Source organism: Anaerobacillus sp. QJM3NY_17 (genome assembly GCF_056173665.1).
The window spans coordinates 321,879-341,025 of record NZ_CM149685.1; the positions used below are offsets into that span (position 1 = coordinate 321,879).

16 protein-coding genes are annotated in these 19,147 nt (G+C 42.0%); 13 read left to right on the forward strand and 3 right to left on the reverse strand.

What is annotated here, in order from left to right; translation table 11 throughout:
- Positions 1–13: 13 nt before the first annotated feature.
- Genes purM through purD form a run of 4 tightly spaced genes read left to right on the forward strand, consistent with a single transcriptional unit; the run spans position 14 to position 4,466 of the window.
- Positions 14–1,054, forward strand: coding sequence for a phosphoribosylformylglycinamidine cyclo-ligase (purM, locus tag AC0VYV_RS01810; RefSeq protein ID WP_430242455.1), 1,041 nt, complete (start codon positions 14–16; stop codon positions 1,052–1,054).
- Complete coding sequence (gene purN, locus AC0VYV_RS01815) at positions 1,051–1,611, forward strand: phosphoribosylglycinamide formyltransferase (protein WP_430242457.1); 561 nt, start codon at positions 1,051–1,053, stop codon at positions 1,609–1,611. Before purM ends, purN begins: the two co-directional genes overlap by 4 nt.
- Positions 1,612–1,643: 32 nt before the next feature.
- Positions 1,644–3,182 carry a bifunctional phosphoribosylaminoimidazolecarboxamide formyltransferase/IMP cyclohydrolase gene (gene purH, locus AC0VYV_RS01820; protein ID WP_430242460.1) on the forward strand — a complete coding sequence of 513 codons (1,539 nt, stop codon included), beginning with the start codon at positions 1,644–1,646 and terminating at the stop codon, positions 3,180–3,182.
- 15 nt (positions 3,183–3,197) lie between these two features.
- A complete protein-coding gene (purD, locus tag AC0VYV_RS01825; RefSeq protein ID WP_475373213.1) occupies positions 3,198–4,466 on the forward strand; it encodes a phosphoribosylamine--glycine ligase in 1,269 nt (422 codons plus the stop codon).
- Here the strand turns inward: purD and AC0VYV_RS01830 are convergent.
- A complete protein-coding gene (locus AC0VYV_RS01830) occupies positions 4,444–4,545 on the reverse strand; it encodes an EYxxD motif small membrane protein (protein WP_337957775.1) in 102 nt (33 codons plus the stop codon). The two genes, purD and AC0VYV_RS01830, sit on opposite strands and share 23 nt — an antisense overlap.
- Before the next feature lie 68 nt (positions 4,546–4,613).
- Positions 4,614–4,859 carry a YgaP family membrane protein gene (locus AC0VYV_RS01835; RefSeq protein ID WP_226616410.1) on the reverse strand — a complete coding sequence of 82 codons (246 nt, stop codon included), beginning with the start codon at positions 4,857–4,859 and terminating at the stop codon, positions 4,614–4,616.
- An 87-nt stretch (positions 4,860–4,946) separates the two neighbouring features.
- Here AC0VYV_RS01835 and AC0VYV_RS01840 point away from each other — a divergent pair, with 87 nt between their 5' ends.
- The 6 genes from AC0VYV_RS01840 (at position 4,947) to AC0VYV_RS01865 (ending at position 14,035) form a co-directional block, all read left to right on the forward strand.
- Positions 4,947–6,692, forward strand: coding sequence for an adenine deaminase C-terminal domain-containing protein (locus AC0VYV_RS01840; protein WP_430242464.1), 1,746 nt, complete (start codon positions 4,947–4,949; stop codon positions 6,690–6,692).
- 158 nt (positions 6,693–6,850) lie between these two features.
- Positions 6,851–7,147, forward strand: a complete 297-nt coding sequence (locus AC0VYV_RS01845; RefSeq protein WP_136948324.1) for a YerC/YecD family TrpR-related protein — start codon at positions 6,851–6,853, stop codon at positions 7,145–7,147.
- A 625-nt stretch (positions 7,148–7,772) separates the two neighbouring features.
- Entirely contained in the window at positions 7,773–8,462 is a 690-nt protein-coding gene (pcrB, locus tag AC0VYV_RS01850; RefSeq protein WP_430242468.1) for a heptaprenylglyceryl phosphate synthase, read from the forward strand.
- A gap of 63 nt (positions 8,463–8,525) precedes the next feature.
- Positions 8,526–10,748: a DNA helicase PcrA gene (pcrA, locus tag AC0VYV_RS01855; protein ID WP_430242469.1), complete on the forward strand. Its 2,223-nt coding sequence runs from the start codon at positions 8,526–8,528 to the stop codon at positions 10,746–10,748.
- A 25-nt stretch (positions 10,749–10,773) separates the two neighbouring features.
- Positions 10,774–12,774: an NAD-dependent DNA ligase LigA gene (ligA, locus tag AC0VYV_RS01860; RefSeq protein ID WP_430242471.1), complete on the forward strand. Its 2,001-nt coding sequence runs from the start codon at positions 10,774–10,776 to the stop codon at positions 12,772–12,774.
- 13 nt (positions 12,775–12,787) lie between these two features.
- Positions 12,788–14,035, forward strand: a complete 1,248-nt coding sequence (locus tag AC0VYV_RS01865; RefSeq protein ID WP_430242472.1) for a CamS family sex pheromone protein — start codon at positions 12,788–12,790, stop codon at positions 14,033–14,035.
- Between the two features lie 42 nt (positions 14,036–14,077).
- Here the strand turns inward: AC0VYV_RS01865 and AC0VYV_RS01870 are convergent, their stop codons facing one another.
- On the reverse strand, positions 14,078–15,031 hold the full coding sequence (locus AC0VYV_RS01870; RefSeq protein ID WP_475366390.1) for a metal ABC transporter solute-binding protein, Zn/Mn family: 954 nt from the start codon (positions 15,029–15,031) through the stop codon (positions 14,078–14,080).
- Between the two features lie 646 nt (positions 15,032–15,677).
- On the opposite strand from AC0VYV_RS01870, the gene putP reads away from it, so the two are divergent.
- From putP to gatA, 3 genes are all read left to right on the forward strand, one after another.
- Positions 15,678–17,141 (forward strand): sodium/proline symporter PutP, encoded by a 1,464-nt coding sequence (putP, locus tag AC0VYV_RS01875; RefSeq protein WP_194222424.1) that lies wholly within the window; start codon positions 15,678–15,680, stop codon positions 17,139–17,141.
- 242 nt (positions 17,142–17,383) lie between these two features.
- Positions 17,384–17,674 carry an Asp-tRNA(Asn)/Glu-tRNA(Gln) amidotransferase subunit GatC gene (gatC, locus tag AC0VYV_RS01880; protein WP_226616418.1) on the forward strand — a complete coding sequence of 97 codons (291 nt, stop codon included), beginning with the start codon at positions 17,384–17,386 and terminating at the stop codon, positions 17,672–17,674.
- A 14-nt stretch (positions 17,675–17,688) separates the two neighbouring features.
- The gene (gatA, locus tag AC0VYV_RS01885) at positions 17,689–19,137 is read left to right on the forward strand and encodes an Asp-tRNA(Asn)/Glu-tRNA(Gln) amidotransferase subunit GatA (RefSeq protein ID WP_194222422.1); all 1,449 of its coding nucleotides are present in this window, start codon (positions 17,689–17,691) and stop codon (positions 19,135–19,137) included.
- Positions 19,138–19,147 lie beyond the last annotated feature (10 nt).

The window sequence follows — 19,147 nt, forward strand, 5'->3', positions numbered from 1 at the left end:
GAAGGAGGCCGTTATGGCACAAGCATACAGGCAGGCAGGCGTTAATATAGAAGCAGGTTATGAAGCGGTAGATCGGATCAAACCGCATGTGAAAAAAACGATGCGTAAGGGAGTTATGGGAGGACTTGGTGGCTTTGGTGGCATGTTCGATCTGTCAGAACTCAATTATGAGAAGCCAGTTCTCGTTTCAGGGACGGACGGAGTAGGCACGAAACTCATGCTTGCGATCCAACTCGATCAGCACGATACAATTGGGATTGATTGTGTTGCGATGTGCGTAAATGATGTTGTCGCACAAGGCGCAGAACCGCTCTATTTTTTGGATTACATTGCAACAGGTAAGCTTGCACCAGAGCGGATCGAACAAATTGTGAAAGGCGTTGCAGAAGGCTGTTCACAGGCAGGGTGTGCTCTTGTTGGTGGTGAAACAGCTGAAATGCCTGACATGTACCAAGAGAATGATTATGACCTTGCTGGGTTTACAGTTGGCGCTGTAGAGAAGTCTCAGTTGATTACAACAGAGAATGTGACAGAAGGCGATGTTCTCATTGGCCTTGCATCAAACGGTATTCATAGTAATGGCTTTTCCCTTGTACGTAAAGTGCTTCTCAAGGATAATGATATGGATTTGAAAACGTCATATGACGAACTTGGTATGACGCTTGGAAATGCTTTGCTGACACCGACGCGTATCTATGTTAAACCTGTTCTAAATGTTCTTCAATCTAACACTGTTCATGGGATTGCACACATTACAGGCGGAGGTTTTGAAGAGAATATTCCGCGTATGCTTCCTGAAGGACTGGCTGCACAAATTGATTATGGTTCGTGGCCGGTTCCTCCTATTTTTGATTTGATCGAAAAGAAGGGAAGTCTCGCTCGTAAGGAAATGTTTACAACATTTAATATGGGTATAGGGATGGTCCTTGCTGTTCCAGAAGATGTTGCGGTTAATGTCATCAAAGCACTTGAGCAGGATGGTGAGCGTGCTTATATGATTGGACGCGTTGTAAAGGGAGAAGGAATCGAATTCGGAGGCGGTGACTTGTCGTGAAGAAGCTAGCCGTATTCGCATCTGGGAGCGGCTCGAACTTTGAAGCGATTGCCGCAGCGATTGAAAAGGGACAGCTTGAAGCAGAAGTGGCCCTCGTAGTCTGTGATCGTCCTGGAGCTAAGGTTGAAAAAAGGGCAGAACGCTTTGGCATTCCTGTCCTTTCCTTTTATCCTAAATCGTATGAATCGAAAGCTGACTTTGAAACATTTATTCTTCAGCAGTTACATGATGCTGGTGTTGAGTGGATTATTCTCGCAGGCTATATGAGGTTAATCGGTCCAACGTTGCTTCAAGGTTTCGAAGGAAGAATTGTGAATATCCACCCATCTCTTCTTCCTTCTTTCCCTGGAAAGGACGCAATCGGACAAGCATTTGAAGCAGGTGTTAAAATCACTGGCGTAACCGTTCATTTCGTGGACGAGGGAATGGATACCGGAAAAATCATTGATCAAGACAGTGTTCGGATTGATGAGGGCGACACGAAGGATGACCTGGCAAATAAAATCCAGGCAGTAGAGCATCTTTTATACCCTGCCGTCATCCGTTCCCTTCTTTAGGAAAAAAACAAAAGGTAGTAGGAGGAATCATTATGGCTATTAAACGTGCGTTGATTAGCGTTTCTGATAAAACAGATATTACAGCATTTGCAAAAGGACTTGCGGACAAAGGGGTCCAGGTGATCTCAACAGGGGGGACAAAGCGTGCTCTAGAAGAAGCTGGTGTAGACGTGATTGGCATCTCGGACGTAACTGGATTTCCGGAGATTCTCGATGGGCGCGTAAAAACCCTTCATCCAAACGTACATAGTGGTCTTCTAGCTGTGCGTGATAATGAAGCTCATCAGAAACAGTTGGATGATCTTAATATCAAGCCAATTGATCTTGTTGTTGTGAATTTGTATCCTTTCCAGGAAACAATCGCAAAACCTGATGTTACTTATGAAGAAGCGATTGAAAATATTGATATTGGTGGACCGACGATGCTTCGTTCTGCTGCAAAAAATCATCGGGACGTAACAGTTGTAGTGGATCCTTCTGATTACAATCGCGTTTTGCGACAAGTTGAAGAAAATGGTGATACAACCGGAATTCTTCGTCGTGAGCTTGCTGCAAAAGTATTTCGCCATACAGCTTCATATGATGCTGTGATTTCGGAATATTTAACTGCTCAATCAGGAGAAGAAGAGCCTGAGTCACTTACGGTAACATTTGAAAGGAAACAAACGCTTCGCTATGGTGAAAACCCCCATCAAAAAGCTGTTTTCTACAAAAAACCTTTATATACTGGAGCTTCACTTGCTTCAGCAGAGCAGTTAAATGGTAAAGAGCTTTCTTACAATAATATTAACGATGCCAATGCGGCGCTTAATATTGTGAAGGAATTTGATCAGCCGGCTGTTGTAGCTGTGAAACATATGAACCCGTGCGGAGTTGGTACTGGTGAAACGGTTGTACAAGCTTATCAAAAAGCATATGAAGCTGATTCCACTTCGATTTTTGGTGGGATTGTCGCGATTAATCGTGAAGTGGATGAAGCAACAGCGCTTAAGTTAAAAGAAATTTTCCTTGAAATTATTATGGCACCTTCGTTTACAGAAGAAGCTTTAGCTGTGTTAACGAAGAAAAAGAACCTTCGTTTATTGAAGCTTGATGTTTCTGCCTCTCCTGCGATTGAACATCAGTTAACTTCCGTAAATGGTGGCCTTTTACTTCAAGAGCGTGATCGTTATGGATTCGATGAAGCTGATATTTCGGTTCCAACCGATCGTGAGCCGACAGAAGAAGAGTGGGAAGCACTGAAGTTAGCATGGAAAGTTGTGAAACATGTGAAATCAAATGCTATCGTTCTAACGAAGAATGACCAAACGATTGGAATTGGTGCAGGACAAATGAACCGTGTCGGTGCTGCGAATATTGCCATCGAGCAAGCAGGTGAGAAGAGCAAGGGATCAGTTATGGGTTCAGATGCTTTCTTCCCAATGGATGATACTGTTGAAGCAGCAGGTCGCGCTGGTGTAACAGCTATTATTCAACCTGGCGGCTCCATTCGCGATGAGGACTCCATCAAGAAAGCGAATGAATATGGCATTACAATGGTCTTTACTGGCATTCGTCATTTTAAACATTAAGAGGAGGTTTTTCGAGTGAAGGTATTGGTAATTGGTCGCGGTGGCCGCGAGCATGTAATGGCATGGAAAGCGGCGGAAAGCAGCCTTGTTGATCAAGTCTTTGTCGCTCCTGGTAATGCAGGTATGACGGATGTTAGTCAGCTTGTGGCAATTGAAGAGAGTGATCATGAGGAACTTGTTGCCTTCGCAAAAAGGGAAAACATTGATTTAACGCTTGTTGGCCCTGAACAACCTCTTCTCGACGGGATTGTAAATCGCTTTGAGGAGGAAGGACTCCGTGTATTTGGACCAAGACAGGAAGCGGCCTTGATTGAGGGAAGTAAAACGTTCGCCAAAGAATTAATGGTTGCGCATAACATTCCTACCGCATTTTCTAAGTCCTTTACTGACTATATCGAAGCGAAAGCTTATGTTGAAAAAGTCGGGGCGCCGATCGTCCTAAAAGCAGATGGACTTGCTGCAGGTAAAGGTGTTGTGGTGGCAATGTCACTGGAGGAAGCACTTGAAAGCCTTCATGACATGATGGAGAACAATCAGTTTGGTGCTGCTAGTGAACGTGTTGTAGTAGAAGAATTTCTAGAGGGTGAGGAATTCTCTTTAATGGCTCTTGTCGAAGGTGATCGTGTTTACCCACTCGTTATTTCTCAAGATCATAAACGTGCTTTCAATGGTGACGAGGGTCCAAATACAGGAGGGATGGGAGCCTATTCTCCTGTTCCGCAAATTTCTCAAGATACTGTGGATCATGCGGTTGAGACGATTTTATGTCCTGCAGCAAAAGGAATGAAATCAGATGGCCGCTCCTTTACCGGAATTCTCTATGCTGGCCTTATGTTAACAGTTGATGGACCGAAAGTGATTGAATTTAATGCGCGCTTTGGTGATCCAGAAACGCAAGTCGTTCTCCCAAGAATGACATCAGACTTCGTCCAGGCTGTCCTTGATCTCCTCGAGGGTAAAACACCTAAGCTTGAATGGAGCGAACAGTCCGTTATTGGTGTTGTCGTTGCTTCAGGTGGCTATCCAGGTAGCTATGAAAAAGGCAAGGCGATTACTGGGCTTGATCAGGTTGGATCAGAGTCTCTTGTTTTTCATGCCGGAACAAAACAAATCGGTGAAAAACTAGTGACAGACGGGGGTCGTGTACTACTTGTTGCTTCTGCAGGTGATGATTTGAGAGAAGCGAGTCAGGTGGTATATAAAGAATTAGAAAATGTAAAAGTAACGGAAGGCTTCTATCGAACAGACATTGGGCATCGCGCTATTTCACACGTTTCTTCCTAATATAGGCGAACGCAATCGCAACGATACTTCCAATAATCATCGTATAAATTAACCATGTATCTGTTATATACTCGAGCATAAATAGACCTCCTTTTGATAAGGTAGATGAAACTTCCCTGAATGCAGGGAAGTTTTTTTATGAAAACGTTAAGAAGGATTAATCACTCTTTCAAGTGCCGTTTCATCTGGATCAAGTTTTTCATCGGGGGTCATGAGGTCAACGATGGGGCAATACCTCGTATGTCCTTCAGCTACTTTCATGGCACCGATTGCGGCGATTATCCAGGCTGATTTGGATTCTTCTTTAGAAAGCTTTGCGGTTGAATAAGCAAGAAGTGTGAATCCGGTAGCTAGTCGAACAAAGGCATTCATCATACTAATGTTTGGCTTCAATTGAAAAACTCCTTTCTTCATTCACAAATCTAAAGTAGCAACGTGTCGAAATTATGTTAAAATAAAGAAAACTTCTTGAAGCGGGTGATGGTTTTGGCAAAACGAAAAAATTTATGGACAAAGCAGCAATTACGACAACACGTTCAAGTAGTGTCTGGAGAACTGCCTCCATCGATCGTTTTTTACAATGCAACATATTTAAATAATGGACTTAAAAAATGGGTTACATCGAATATATGGGTATATGAAGATCGTATTGTTTACGTAGGCGATGATCTTCCTGAAAAGCACCCGTCAACTGAATGGATTGATTGTTACGGGAAATATCTCGTGCCAGGTTATATTGAACCACATGCACATCCATTTCAACTATATAATCCCCTTACGCTTGCGCGATATGCATCTCAGCGGGGAACAACAACAATGATGAATGATAACCTTTTATTCCTTCTAGGTTTGACAAAAGAGAAAGCGCTTACATTAATTGAGAATTTAGATCAGTATCCCGTTTCGATGTATTGGTGGGCGCGATATGATTCACAAACACAGCTTCTCGATGAGGAGGCCATTACGAATAAAAATATGAAGGAATGGCTGGCACACCCACTTGTGATACAGGGTGGAGAGCTTACCGCATGGCCTGATGTTCTCGGGGGAGATGATGAAATATTAGAATGGATGCAGGAGACGAGAAGACTCGGTAAACCAGTGGAAGGACATCTTCCAGGTGCTTCTCTCGCAACATTAACGAAGATGGGGCTTCTTGGCGTTTCATGTGATCATGAAGCGATGACAGGAGAGGAGGCGCTACGTCGCTTAGAGATGGGTATGATGACGTCACTCCGTTATTCTTCGATAAGACCTGATCTACCTGTCATTCTCGAATCATTGCTGAAAAAAGGAGTTACTTCCTTTGACCGCGTTATGATGAATACAGATGGATCAACGCCTTCATTCCTGGAAAATGGCACAACGGACAAGTTAATTGCAATAGCACTTGAGAAAGGAGTCCCTTCAGAAGATGCGTATTCTATGGTGTCATATAATGTCGCAAACCATTACGGTATAAGCGATACGCATGGTATGATAGCGCCGGGTAGAGTGGCTCACATTAATATTCTTGCGTCAAAAGAAGATCCGCTCCCTGTCTCTGTTCTAGCGCGTGGAAAATGGTTAAAGCGTGATCGTGATGAAGTAGAACAAGATTGGTCTTTTGATTGGGAAGATCATGGACTTTCTCCACTTGATAATTCGTGGGAAATCCAATCAAACGATTTAACTTTCTCTGGTCCGGCAGGAATTGAAATGGTGAATGCTGTTATTACAAAGCCTTATAATCTATCTGTCGAAACGTCAGTTGAAGAGTTACCTTCAGGTTCTGATGAAAGCTTTATGATGCTTCTCAGTCGTGAAGGGAAATGGCGTGTAAATACGATCATTAAAGGCTTCGCTAATCAAGTGAAAGGATTTGCAAGCAGCTTTTCGAATACGGGTGATTTTATTCTGATTGGGAAAAATAAAGCGGATATGATGACAGCTTTTAATCGAATAAATGAAATTGGTGGGGGGATCTCTCTTGTAGAAGATGGAGAAGTTATATCCGAAATTAAACTTCCTCTCATGGGCAAAATGTCTGATCTTCCACTTGAAGAACTAATCAAAGTTGAAAAGAGAATGATACAAGAACTAGAAGATAGGGGCTACTTATATAAAGATCCCGTTTATAGCTTGTTGTTCTTTTCTTCAACACATTTACCTTTTATTCGATTGACGCAGCAAGGAATTTATGATGTGAAAAGGAAAATGGTACTTTTTCCTTCGATAATGCGTTAAACTATAACAAAGTAACCTCTTAACGGAGTGAAGTGCATGATTTTATTCGGTTGAATTGTTAAAATGAATATAAAGCTTTATAAATAGCACATCAAGATGAACGTTACAGAATGCAACATATAGACGAAACATACTTAAGTAAGGAGAGTGGATTTAGAATGCAAATTGATAAACTTCGAGGTAAGACACTTGACCAACTTTTTGAAGCGATTCTTTCATTGAAAGATCTTGAAGAATGCTATTTGTTCTTTGATGATCTAGCGACTGTAAATGAGATACAATCGCTTGCTCAGCGTTTGGAAGTAGCAAGAATGCTACGTGAAGGGTTTACGTATCATAAAATTGAAACAGAAACAGGCGCAAGCACCGCAACGATTTCCAGAGTAAAGCGCAGCTTGAACTATGGAAACGATGGCTATCAAATGACGCTTGATCGTGTTCACAATAAAGAGTAGAAAATGAGCCGGCTTCCGGCTCATTTTTGTTTTGGTTGGCGTGTTGATGGATATTTGCCTTTTCGCGGATATATTTGAGAAATCGCGGAAATAATGATCGATTTCGCGGATAAAATGAGATTATCGCGGAATTATCGAGGAAATCGCGGAATTATGGATTTTAAATGGTTGCAGATGTTTGTGGGGGCTAAACGGGCGCTTCCGCTTTTAGGTGATCCAGCTGCAGTGGGCAGGTCCTCGATCGCTTCACCATTTCATCCGAACACAAAGGACGTGTTCAAATGAAATGCCTCCAGCGCTTGTCGGACCTAAACGCCCACTTCCGCTTTTCATGATCCAGCTGCAGCCTCCAGACCCTCGGTCACTTCACCCTCCAACTCGAACACAAAGACCGTGTTCAATTTGGAGGGCTCCAGTGCCTGCCGGGTCTAAACGGAGGCTTCCGCTTTTCATTATCCAGCTACAGCGCCCAGCCTCTCGATCGCTTCACCCCATAAAATGAACACAAAGACCGTGTTCTTTTTATGGGGCTCCAGCGCTTGTCGAGGCTAAACGGGCGCTTCCGCTTTTAGGGTATTCTTTGATATAATCCAATTTATGAGGAAAAGTGGGAGGAAGGGTTAGGATGTTTGATTTTCGAGAGTGGAAGCATGTGTTTAAGCTGGATCCGAATAAGGAGATAGAGGATTATGATCTTGAGGCGATTTGTGAGTCTGGGACGGATGCGGTGATTGTTGGTGGTAGTGATGGCGTTACGCTTGATCGGACTTTAGATCTACTTGCTAGAATTCGCCGTTACGCGGTACCATGTGCTCTTGAGGTATCCACTGTTGAGGCAGTGACACCAGGATTTGATTTTTATTTTATTCCGACAGTGTTGAATACGGAAGATAGCCGATGGGTGACCGGATTACATCATGAGGCTGTAAAAGATTTTGGCGAAATCATGAACTGGGATGAAATTGTGATGGAAGGGTATTGTATTTTAAACCAGGATTCTAAGGTTGCTCAGTTAACTTCTGCTCATACTAATCTAGATGAAGCTGATGTTCTTGCTTATGCTCGTATGGCAGAGAAAATGTTCAAACTGCCCATTTTTTATGTGGAATATAGCGGAACATATGGAGATGCAGAGCTTGTTCGGAAAGTGAGCCAGGTTCTTGACGATACGCAACTTTTTTATGGTGGCGGAATTGATTCTCCTGAGAAAGCGAAAGAAATGGCAGCTTCTGCAGATACGATTATTGTCGGGAACGTCATATACGATAATATGAAGCAGGCGATAAAAACTGTTGCTGCTGTGAAAGGAAATTGATTCTCTCCTGTCGATCAGGTAAAATAAGAAACAAGAACATACGTTTGTGAGGAGTGCGAAAACATGCAACGAATAGTTGATAAGTTACTAAACGGGCTAAATCCCGAACAACAAGAAGCGGTCAAGCACACGGATGGACCGCTTTTAATTATGGCTGGAGCAGGTAGTGGAAAAACGAGAGTGCTGACGCATCGTATTGCGTATCTTCTTGTGGAGAAACAGGTATCTCCTTGGAATATTCTTGCGATTACGTTTACGAATAAAGCGGCGCGAGAAATGAGAGAGCGAGTGAATTCGATTACGGGACCAGTCTCGGAAGATATTTGGATTTCAACATTCCACTCTATGTGCGTACGTATTTTAAGAAGAGACGGTGATCGGATTGGGATTAACCGCAACTTCACCATTCTTGATTCTGGGGACCAGCTGACTGTTATTAAGAAGATCTTGAAAGAGCAGAACGTAGATCCAAAGAAATTTGAGCCTAGAGGGATTCTTGGCAGTATTAGCTCTGCAAAAAATGAACTCGAAACCCCTGAAGATTATAAAGCTAATGCAAAGGGACCTTACGAAAGTGTTGTTGCTGATGCATATGAGCAATATCAGAAGCAGCTTCGTAAAAACCAGGCGCTTGATTTTGATGATTTGATTATGCGGACGATCACGTTGTTCAAAAAGGTGCCGGAAGTACTCGAGTTTTATCAGCGTAAATTTCAGTACATTCATGTTGATGAGTATCAAGATACAAACAAAGCACAATATATCCTTGTTAAACTCATGGCTGAGAAATATCAGAACCTTTGCGTAGTAGGTGATTCTGATCAGTCGATCTACCGCTGGCGTGGTGCGGACATACAGAACATTCTTTCCTTCGAGAAGGACTATCCAAGTGCACGCGCGATATTCCTTGAGCAAAACTATCGTTCAACTAAGAAAATTCTACAAGCGGCCAATGTAGTTATTGAAAATAATACGAACAGAAAGCCTAAAAAGCTTTGGACGGATAATGATGATGGGCCACATATTACTTACTATCAGGCAAACGATGAACATGATGAGAGTCGTTTCGTAACAGGGAAAATCCTTGATATGGTGAATAGCGGACAGCGAACGAATTCACAAATAGCGATTCTTTATCGTACGAATGCCCAGTCGCGTGTGATTGAGGAAATTTTAAATAAGTCGAACATCCATTACAACATTGTCGGTGGTACAAAGTTCTACGACCGTAAAGAGATTAAAGATGTTCTAGCATACCTCCGTCTCATTGCTAATCCAGATGATGATATTAGCTTACTTCGAATTGTGAATGTTCCAAAGCGTGGTGTTGGTGCATCGACAATGGACAAGGTAGCACAATATGCGGCTAATCAGGATATTTCTATCTTTACAGCTCTTCAAGAAGTCGAGCAGATCGGGTTAAGCGCTCGTTTCACTAAGACTCTTAAATCATTTGGTAATCAAATGGCAAACTGGTCACAAATGCAGGAATATCTAGCCGTATCTGAACTTGTTGAGGAAGTAATTGATAAATCAGGGTATCGTGATGCGTTAAGAAACGAGAATACAATCGAATCACAAACACGACTTGAAAACATTGATGAATTTCTTTCTGTTACACAAGAATTTGAGAAAGCAAGTGAAGATAAAAGCCTAATCGCTTTTCTAACAGACCTTGCGCTCGTTGCAGATATCGATAAGTTAGATGAGGATGAAGGTGAGCAGAAGGAAGCTGTTACACTTATGACGCTCCATTCAGCAAAAGGTTTGGAATTTCCTGTTGTTTTCCTCATTGGGATGGAAGAAGGAGTATTCCCGCATAGTCGTTCCCTATTTGAGGAAGAGGAGATGGAAGAAGAGCGTCGTCTAGCATATGTCGGTATTACAAGAGCAGAAGAAGAGCTTTTCATAACAAATTCTCGTCTTAGAACACTTTACGGAAAAACAAACGCGAATCCTGTGTCCCGCTTCATAGGAGAGATACCAGAAGAATTACTTGAGAAGCAAGGTCAAGAAAAGCCAGCTACACCGTTTGGTGGAACTAGTTCCCGACCTTCTTCAAGACCTGCTACTCCAAAGACGCCTAGACGTCCTCAACTTACTTCAACGGGTGGAGATTCACTCGATTGGAAAGTAGGAGATAAAGCAAGTCACCGCAAATGGGGCGTTGGTACGGTCGTTAGCGTTAAGGGTGAGGGTGACTCGACTGAGCTTGATATTGCTTTCCCTAACCCGGTAGGAATTAAGCGTTTGTTAGCGAAGTTTGCGCCTATTGAAAAGCAATAGTCATTTTAGAAGGTGAGGTTTGACGATGGAAGAAAAGCAAAAGCGCATCGAAGAGCTTCGTCAGCTCTTAAATCAGTACAATTACGAGTACCACGTTCTAGATCAGCCGACCGTTCCTGATGCCGAGTATGATCGGATGATGAATGAATTAATTAACCTGGAAGAAGAGACTCCTGAACTTAAAACGGAAGATTCTCCAACTCAGCGCGTCGGTGGCCCGCCGCTTGAAGGCTTTCAAAAAGTTGAACACAGAGTACCTATGCTAAGCCTTGGTAATGCATTTGGTGAAGAGGACTTGAAGGACTTCGACCGACGTGTACGTGATCGAATTGGCGAAAACTTTTCGTATGTATGCGAGTTAAAAATAGACGGTCTTGCCGTTTCACTTATTTATGAAGATGGAGTTCTTGTGCGTGGAGCCACACGTGGGGATGGCACGGTAGGAGAGGACATTACTCAGAATTTGAAAACCATTCCAGCTATCCCACTTCGTTTAAGCGAGAATGTTAGCATGGAGGTGCGTGGTGAGGCGTTCATGCCAAAGCCATCCTTCATGAAATTAAATGAAGCACGTGAGAAGAACGATCAGGATTTATTTGCAAATCCTCGAAATGCAGCGGCTGGTTCTCTTCGCCAGCTTGATCCAAAGATTGCTGCTAGCCGCAACTTGTCTATTTTTGTATACGGTGTAGGTACGGTTGAAGGCAGGGAAATTAGTTCACATTCAAATGGCCTTGATTTTCTCAAAGAGCTAGGATTCAAAACCAATCCAGAATGGAAGCGATGTAACACGATTGATGATGTTATTGATTACATCGGTGGTTGGTCAGAGAAACGTCCTGATCTTTCATACGAGATCGATGGGATTGTTGTGAAAGTAGATGCCCTCAATCAACAAGAGGAGCTAGGATTTACTGCGAAAAGTCCACGATGGGCCATTGCATACAAGTTTCCTGCTGAAGAGGTTGTAACGCAGCTCTTGGATATTCAGCTTAATGTGGGCAGAACTGGTGTCGTCACTCCCACGGCTGTTTTAGAACCAGTGCTTGTTGCTGGGACAACCGTACAGCGAGCATCTCTTCATAATGAGGATCTGATTCGTGAGAAGGATATTAAAATTGGAGACTATGTCGTTGTGAAAAAAGCAGGAGACATTATCCCTGAAGTTGTTTCTGTTCTCGAAGACCGTCGTACAGGTGAAGAAAAAGCATTTTCTATGCCTGAGAAGTGTCCTGAATGTGATAGTGATCTCGTTCGATTAGAAGAAGAGGTCGCACTTCGATGCATTAATCCAAAATGTCCAGCTCAGCTCCGTGAAGGACTCATTCATTTTGTTTCACGCAATGCAATGAATATTGATGGACTAGGTGAACGGGTGATTACTCAGCTGTTTCGTGAGGAATTAATTCATGATGTAGCAGATATCTATCAGCTGACACACGATCAACTTATTGAGTTAGAGCGAATGGGTGAGAAGTCAGTTTCCAACCTTCTTGAGGCGATAAGCGTCTCAAGGAATAATTCATTAGAAAAACTGTTGTTTGGTCTGGGGATACGCCATGTCGGTGCAAAAGCTGCGAAAACTCTTGCACAACAATTTGGCTCTATGGACAGTATTGTTCAAGCAAATATAGAAGATCTTGAAGCAATTAATGAAGTGGGACAGAAAATGGCTGATTCTGTTGTGCGATATTTTCAAAACGAAGAAGTGCATGAACTAATTGAAGAATTAAAAGAAGCTGGCGTTAATATGACCTATAAAGGACCTAAGCCAGTTGCGGTAGAAGACATTGATTCCGTGTTTGCGGGTAAAACAATTGTACTCACTGGTAAGTTAGAACAGTTGAGTCGCGGGGAAGCAAAGAAGAAGCTTGAAGAACAAGGCGCAAAGGTGACAGGTAGTGTAAGTAAGAGCACAGATCTTGTCATTGCAGGGGAAGATGCTGGTTCTAAGCTTGAAAAGGCAGAGTCTCTTGGCATTGACGTGTGGAGTGAGAACAGGTTCCTTGAAGAGTTAAACGAATGAGGAGAGGGAAGTAATGCCAAAGAAGCAAACGTTCATCGTTAGTATCATGGCCCTTTCGCTCGTATTATCCGGTTGTGTTCCAAGTTTTATGAAGGGCGATCAGGATGATACAGTGAAAGTGAATGATTCAGAAGGCGAAGATAGCGAAGAAATGATTGTTAGTGAAGATATCAAAACATCTGAAACGTATTATCGTTCAGTACTTGAGAAGGATGGGGATAAGAATTCTCTTGATACTTCACAAGTTAGGGGATTAATCACGGCTGGCGTTGATAACCGTCTCGATGTTGATGCGCTTGAGATGGGTTTAATCAGACTTTCTCAAGAGCAATTTGATCCTGAGAAATATTTCTTTAAAGAAGGGCAGCTTTTTGATACAGAGCAAATTCATAGCTGGCTGTATCGAGATAATGGTGTAACGAAAGAAGAAGCTGAAAAAGATAAAGAGAAGGAAGTAAATGAGGGACTTAATCCACAGCTCGGAGTGGAAGAAAATCCTGCTAATTATGAGCAAGTAATTGAAGCAGAGAAGAAAAACCCTAAATTCTTATCTTATATACATGAACAAGATTACTATGTTCAAAACAAAGATGACGAGTTACAACTAGGCGGAATTTCGATTGCCTTATCGCTTTATTCTGAATATCCTTACTCTGTTCTTGATGAGAATGGCTTGAAATATACTGGTTCAGTGAAACTAGGGAAAGAAGAAGTGATTTCTAAGGCGAAGGAATCGATTGAACCAATTGTGAAGAAAATTCGTGCTGAGCATGACGTACCTATCATGTTCACTCTGTTTTTAGAGCAACCAAGACAATCAGTTGTCCCAGGAAACTTTGTGGCGAGCACGATTGTAGGAGAGGGGAAATCCAGCCCAGATTCATGGAAGGATTTGAATGAGAAGTACGTTGCTTTTCCTTCTTCCGCAGCCTCCGACGAGTATCCTGCTGAAGCAGAGAAGTTTGATGATTTCACGCGTGAAATCCAGGATTTCTTTCCAAACTTTGTTGGTGTCATTGGCACCGGGTTCTATAAACAGGATGAGCTTACACAATTGAAGGTTGAAATACCAATTCAATTCTATAGTAAAGCGGAGGTCATTTCGTTTACACAGTTCGTAAACGGTCTTGTCAAGAAACGAAATGATACATTTCCTCAGGAGCTTCCGGTCTCCATCTACATTACAAATAACGGAGAAACGGAAAGTATGATTGTGAAAGATCCTAACGAAGAAGAACCGTTTGTTCATATTTATCAATAAACAAAAACCCTCTCAGTGTAAGGACACTGAGAGGGTTTTTGTTTATTCAGACAAGGCTTTTTGAAGTGTTTGAATGTTTTTTTTCATTAATGTGAAGTATGTTTCATTATTTTCGATATCTTCCTCGGTTAAAACTGATAGGTTATGGATGCGAAGCGTATTGAGTCCAAGCTCTTTTTGAACTGCTTTAGCAGGCTTGGGCGTAGCATTTTGTTCGAAAAGCATATACTTCAAATTGTGGCTTTTAGCTGTTTCGATAATTTCTTCCAATTGTTTTTGAGTTGGCTCTTGAGAAGGAGAAAGACCTGAGACGCTTAATTGTTCAAGGCCATAACGACTTTCCCAGTAGCTATAAGCATCATGAGAGATGAGAAATTCTTTCTTAGCTGCACGATCAGCCATTTCTTGAAAAGATTGATCCAAGGCTAATAATTCTTCTTGCAAAGAATTAAAATTAGTTTCGAATGTTTCTTTCTGATCAGGATCGAGCGTGATTAGAGCATCTTTAATATTTTCAGCCTGCTCGATTGCAAGGATGGGATCGATCCAGATATGGGGATTCATATCACCATGATCGTGATCGGCGTGCTCTTCATGTTCTTCATGCTCTTCATGCTCTTCTTCTGATTCATCTAGATGGATGTCTTTAGCAGACTCAAGAACCATGACATCCTCATTGCTTAGCGTATCCTGTGCAGCATCAGCAAATCCTTCCATACCTGCACCATTATAAATAAACAAATCAGCTTCAGCTAATTCGGCCATTGTTCTAGTTGTTGGCTCAAAGCTATGTGCATCGCTACCAGGAGGAATGATTGAGTCTGCCGTTACACCTTCTCCTCCAATCCGTTCTGCAAAGTATTCAAGGGGGTAAAGTGTTGTATAAATGGTGAGCTTCCCATCCGTTTTAGAGTCTGACTCATCTTGACCACAAGCGACAAGGATAAACGTAGATATAGATAATAATAGCGCTAATTTAAAAAAGCGATTATTCATAAATGATTTTCCCTTCCGTAAGTTTCTCTGCCACTCATTATATCGTAATCATTACGTTTTGCAAACAGTAATCTTTCCGATTAGTTTCGTTCATATAATGAAAAATCTTAAAAAGATTTTGAAGTGGGAAGGTTCAAAATTACATGGAAAATATAGTTATAATAATTAGCGTTATGAAGGTATGAAAAGAAGAGAAACGCGGCAATCTATAAAAAATATTTCAATTTAAAGATTAACATTACAAAATAGTGGGTAAATGTTACTAGAGTATGTAGATGAGGCAAATATTGGTGAATTAATTTAAATAAATTTTCCTGAATACTTATGACATAAAAGTTGCTAAAAGAAGGGAAATCTCTTTTATTGTGTATTTTTATTCATTAAAAAGTTTATCTTATAATATTTTCATTGTTCAGAAAAATATTTTGTGATATAGTAATCATTGGTTTGTAAAGGACTAATGGTCTACTTGAATAATTTGAATTCACAGCGAAAATGCATAGTTGTGAATATTGACTTTGGAGGGGGTGAAAGTGTGGAATATACCTTAACTACCGCAACATGGTTCTGGCTACTTATACCAATGCCTTTATTAGTCGTATTATCAATAATAACTTTTTTTACCGAAAGGAGAGAATAGTACTCGATGAGTATTGAGACGCCAACGTTAGTCACATTTATAGTGTACCTTGTCGGTATGCTCGCAATTGGATTAATTGCTTACAAAATGACAAGTAACTTATCTGATTATGTTCTTGGAGGAAGAAGATTAGGTGGATCTGTTGCAGCACTTAGTGCCGGAGCATCAGATATGAGTAGCTGGCTCTTACTAGGACTACCTGGTGCAATGTATGCAGGTGGTATGAGTCAAATTTGGATTGGGATTGGGCTCGCAATCGGAGCTTACCTGAACTGGCAGTTTGTTGCATCGCGTCTTCGCCGTTATACAGAAGTGGCGAATGATTCGATTACGGTTCCTGATTACCTTGAAAACCGTTTTCGTGATGGTTCGAAAGCACTTCGCGTGATTTCGGCAATTGTCATTCTTGTATTCTTTACGTTCTATACGTCTTCAGGTCTTGTTGGGGGCGCAATCCTGTTTGAAAGCTCGTTCGGAATGAGCTATGAAAGCGCATTGTGGATCGGTGCACTTGTTATTATTTCTTATACGTTCCTCGGTGGTTTCTTAGCGGTAAGCTGGACAGATTTCTTCCAGGGAATACTTATGTTCCTTGCACTTGTTGTCGTGCCAATTGTTGCCCTAAATGAAATGGGTGGCTGGAGCGAAACAGTTAATCAAGTTGGTGCAACGGATACAACTTATCTAGATATCTTTACTGGTATGAGCTTCATGGGGATTATTTCCCTGCTTGGTTGGGGACTTGGTTACTTTGGCCAACCTCACATCATCACTCGTTTTATGGCAGTTAAATCTTCAAAAGAGATTCCTAAAGCACGCCTTGTTGGTATGTCATGGATGGTTCTTTCATTGTTTGGTGCAATCTTTACTGGTTTCATCGGTATTGCCTATTTCGATGCGGGCCTTCCGAACTCGGAAACAGTCTTTATTGAATTTACACAAGTGCTCTTTAATCCATGGGTTTCCGGCTTCTTGCTTGCTGCAATCCTATCTGCGATTATGAGTACAATTGACTCTCAGCTTCTTGTATCTTCAAGTGCTGTTGCGGAGGACTTTTATAAAGCGATCCTTCGTAAGAATGCTAGTCAGACTGAGCTTGTATGGGTAGGTCGTATCGCGGTTCTTGCGATTGCGTTACTAGCTATTCTACTTGCTTACAACCCTGATAGCAGTGTTCTTGATCTTGTAAGTTATGCGTGGGCAGGGTTTGGTGCCGCATTTGGGCCAGTAATTATACTGAGTCTATTCTGGAAACGTATGACGCGTAATGGTGCCCTTGCTGGTATCATCACGGGTGCAGTAGTCGTTATTCTATGGGCTCAATTATCAGGCGGACTCTTCGACCTTTACGAATTGATTCCAGGCTTTATTCTTGCGTGGATCGCTGTTATGGCATTCAGCTTTGTAGGTAAAGAACCTGGTAAAGAGATTGAAGATGAATTTGAAGCAGCTAAGACATCTGAATTTTAATATTATCCTTTTTGAAGACTCACCCTGAGATGGGTGAGTCTTTTTATTGAGAAATGCCTTGTATAGTAGAGAACGTTTTAGTCTGCGGGTACGGCACCGCAGTCAAACAAACGTTTAATTACATTTTCTTAATTAAACGTTTGTTTAAAATTGGAACAGACGGCGTTCTGTTGCTTAATGAAGCTTGTTTTTGGTATCATCTATATATTGCAGGTTGTTCGAAATTTGTGGAGGTGAAAGTGATGTCCAGAATTACCAAAGAAGAGGTTAAGCATGTAGCGAACCTCGCTAGACTAGAAATGGATGAGGCAGAGGTCGAGAAGTTTACAACTCAGCTTGATGACATTATTTCAATGGCGGAGCAGCTGAATGAATTAGATACAGAGAACGTTGAGCCTACAACGCATGTTCTCGATTTAAAAAATGTACTTCGTGAAGACAAAGTACAGCCGTGGTTATCTCGTGAGGAAGCATTGAAGAATGCACCTGATAAAGAGAATGGTCAAGTAAAAGTTCCATCAATATTTGAGTAAGGGAGGCAACGTCCTTGTTTGATAAAAGCATAAGTGAGCTTCACAGCTTGCTTCATAAGAAAGAATTATCCGTCAGTGAACTTGTTCAAACCTCGTTTGATCGTATTCATACGGTCGACGAAAAGGTAAAAGCATTCATGACGTTAAATGAAGAAGGAGCAATGCAAGCAGCAAAAGCGCTTGATGAAAAGCTCGGTACAGAAGATGCAAGAGGGCTTCTTTTTGGTCTCCCTGTAGGTGTGAAAGATAACATCGTCACAAAAGGCCTTCGTACAACAGCGTCAAGCCAGCTTCTAAGCAACTTTGACCCATTACATAATGCAACGGTGGTTGAACGTTTAAATGCAGCGGAAACAATCACTGTGGGCAAATTGAATATGGACGAGTTCGCGATGGGTTCTTCTAATGAGAACTCTGGCTTCTTTGGCACGCGTAACCCATGGAACACCGATTATGTACCTGGTGGCTCAAGCGGCGGCTCAGCTGCATCTGTTGCTGCTGGAGAAGTTTTCTTCTCACTTGGCTCTGATACAGGTGGCTCAATCCGTCAGCCAGCTGCTTTTTGTGGTGTTGTAGGATTAAAACCTACTTACGGACTCGTTTCTCGATTTGGCTTGATCGCGTTCGCATCATCACTCGATCAAATTGGACCAATCACAAACACCGTAGAAGATAACGCCTATCTTCTTCAATCTATTGCAGGTCACGATAAGATGGATTCAACATCAGCGAACGTTGACGTTCCAGATTACCTTTCTAGCCTAACTGGTGATGTAAAAGGATTACGTATTGCTGTACCGAAAGAATACCTTGCTGAAGGTGTAGATGAAGACGTGAAGAACAGCGTCCTTCAATCACTTAAAAAGCTTGAAGAGCTCGGCGCAACTTGGGAGGAAGTATCTCTACCTCACTCTAAATATGCTGTAGCGACATACTATCTTCTTTCTTCTTCAGAAGCATCAGCTAACCTTGCTCGCTTTGACGGCGTCCGCTATGGCGTTCGTGCTGAAGCTGAGAACCTTCTTGATCTTTATAAGAAAACAAGAAGCGAAGGCTTTGGTGACGAAGTGAAGCGACGTATTATGCTTGGTACATTTGCACTTAGCTCTGGCTATTACGATGCTTATTATAAGAAAGCACAAAAAGTTCGTACGCTCATCAAGAATGACTTTGAAAAAGTATTCGAGGACTACGATGTGATTATCGGACCTACAACGCCGACACCAGCCTTTAAAGTAGGCGAGAAAATTGATAACCCGCTAACGATGTATGCGAATGATATTCTCACAATCCCGGTTAACCTTGCAGGCGTTCCTGCGATTTCCGTACCTTGTGGTTTATCAAATGGCCTACCTGTTGGACTTCAAATAATCGGAAAGCACTTTGATGAGAAGACCGTTTACCGCGTAGCTCATGCATTTGAGCAAGCAACGGATCATCATAAGGCTAAACCAGAGCTGTAAGGGGTGACGA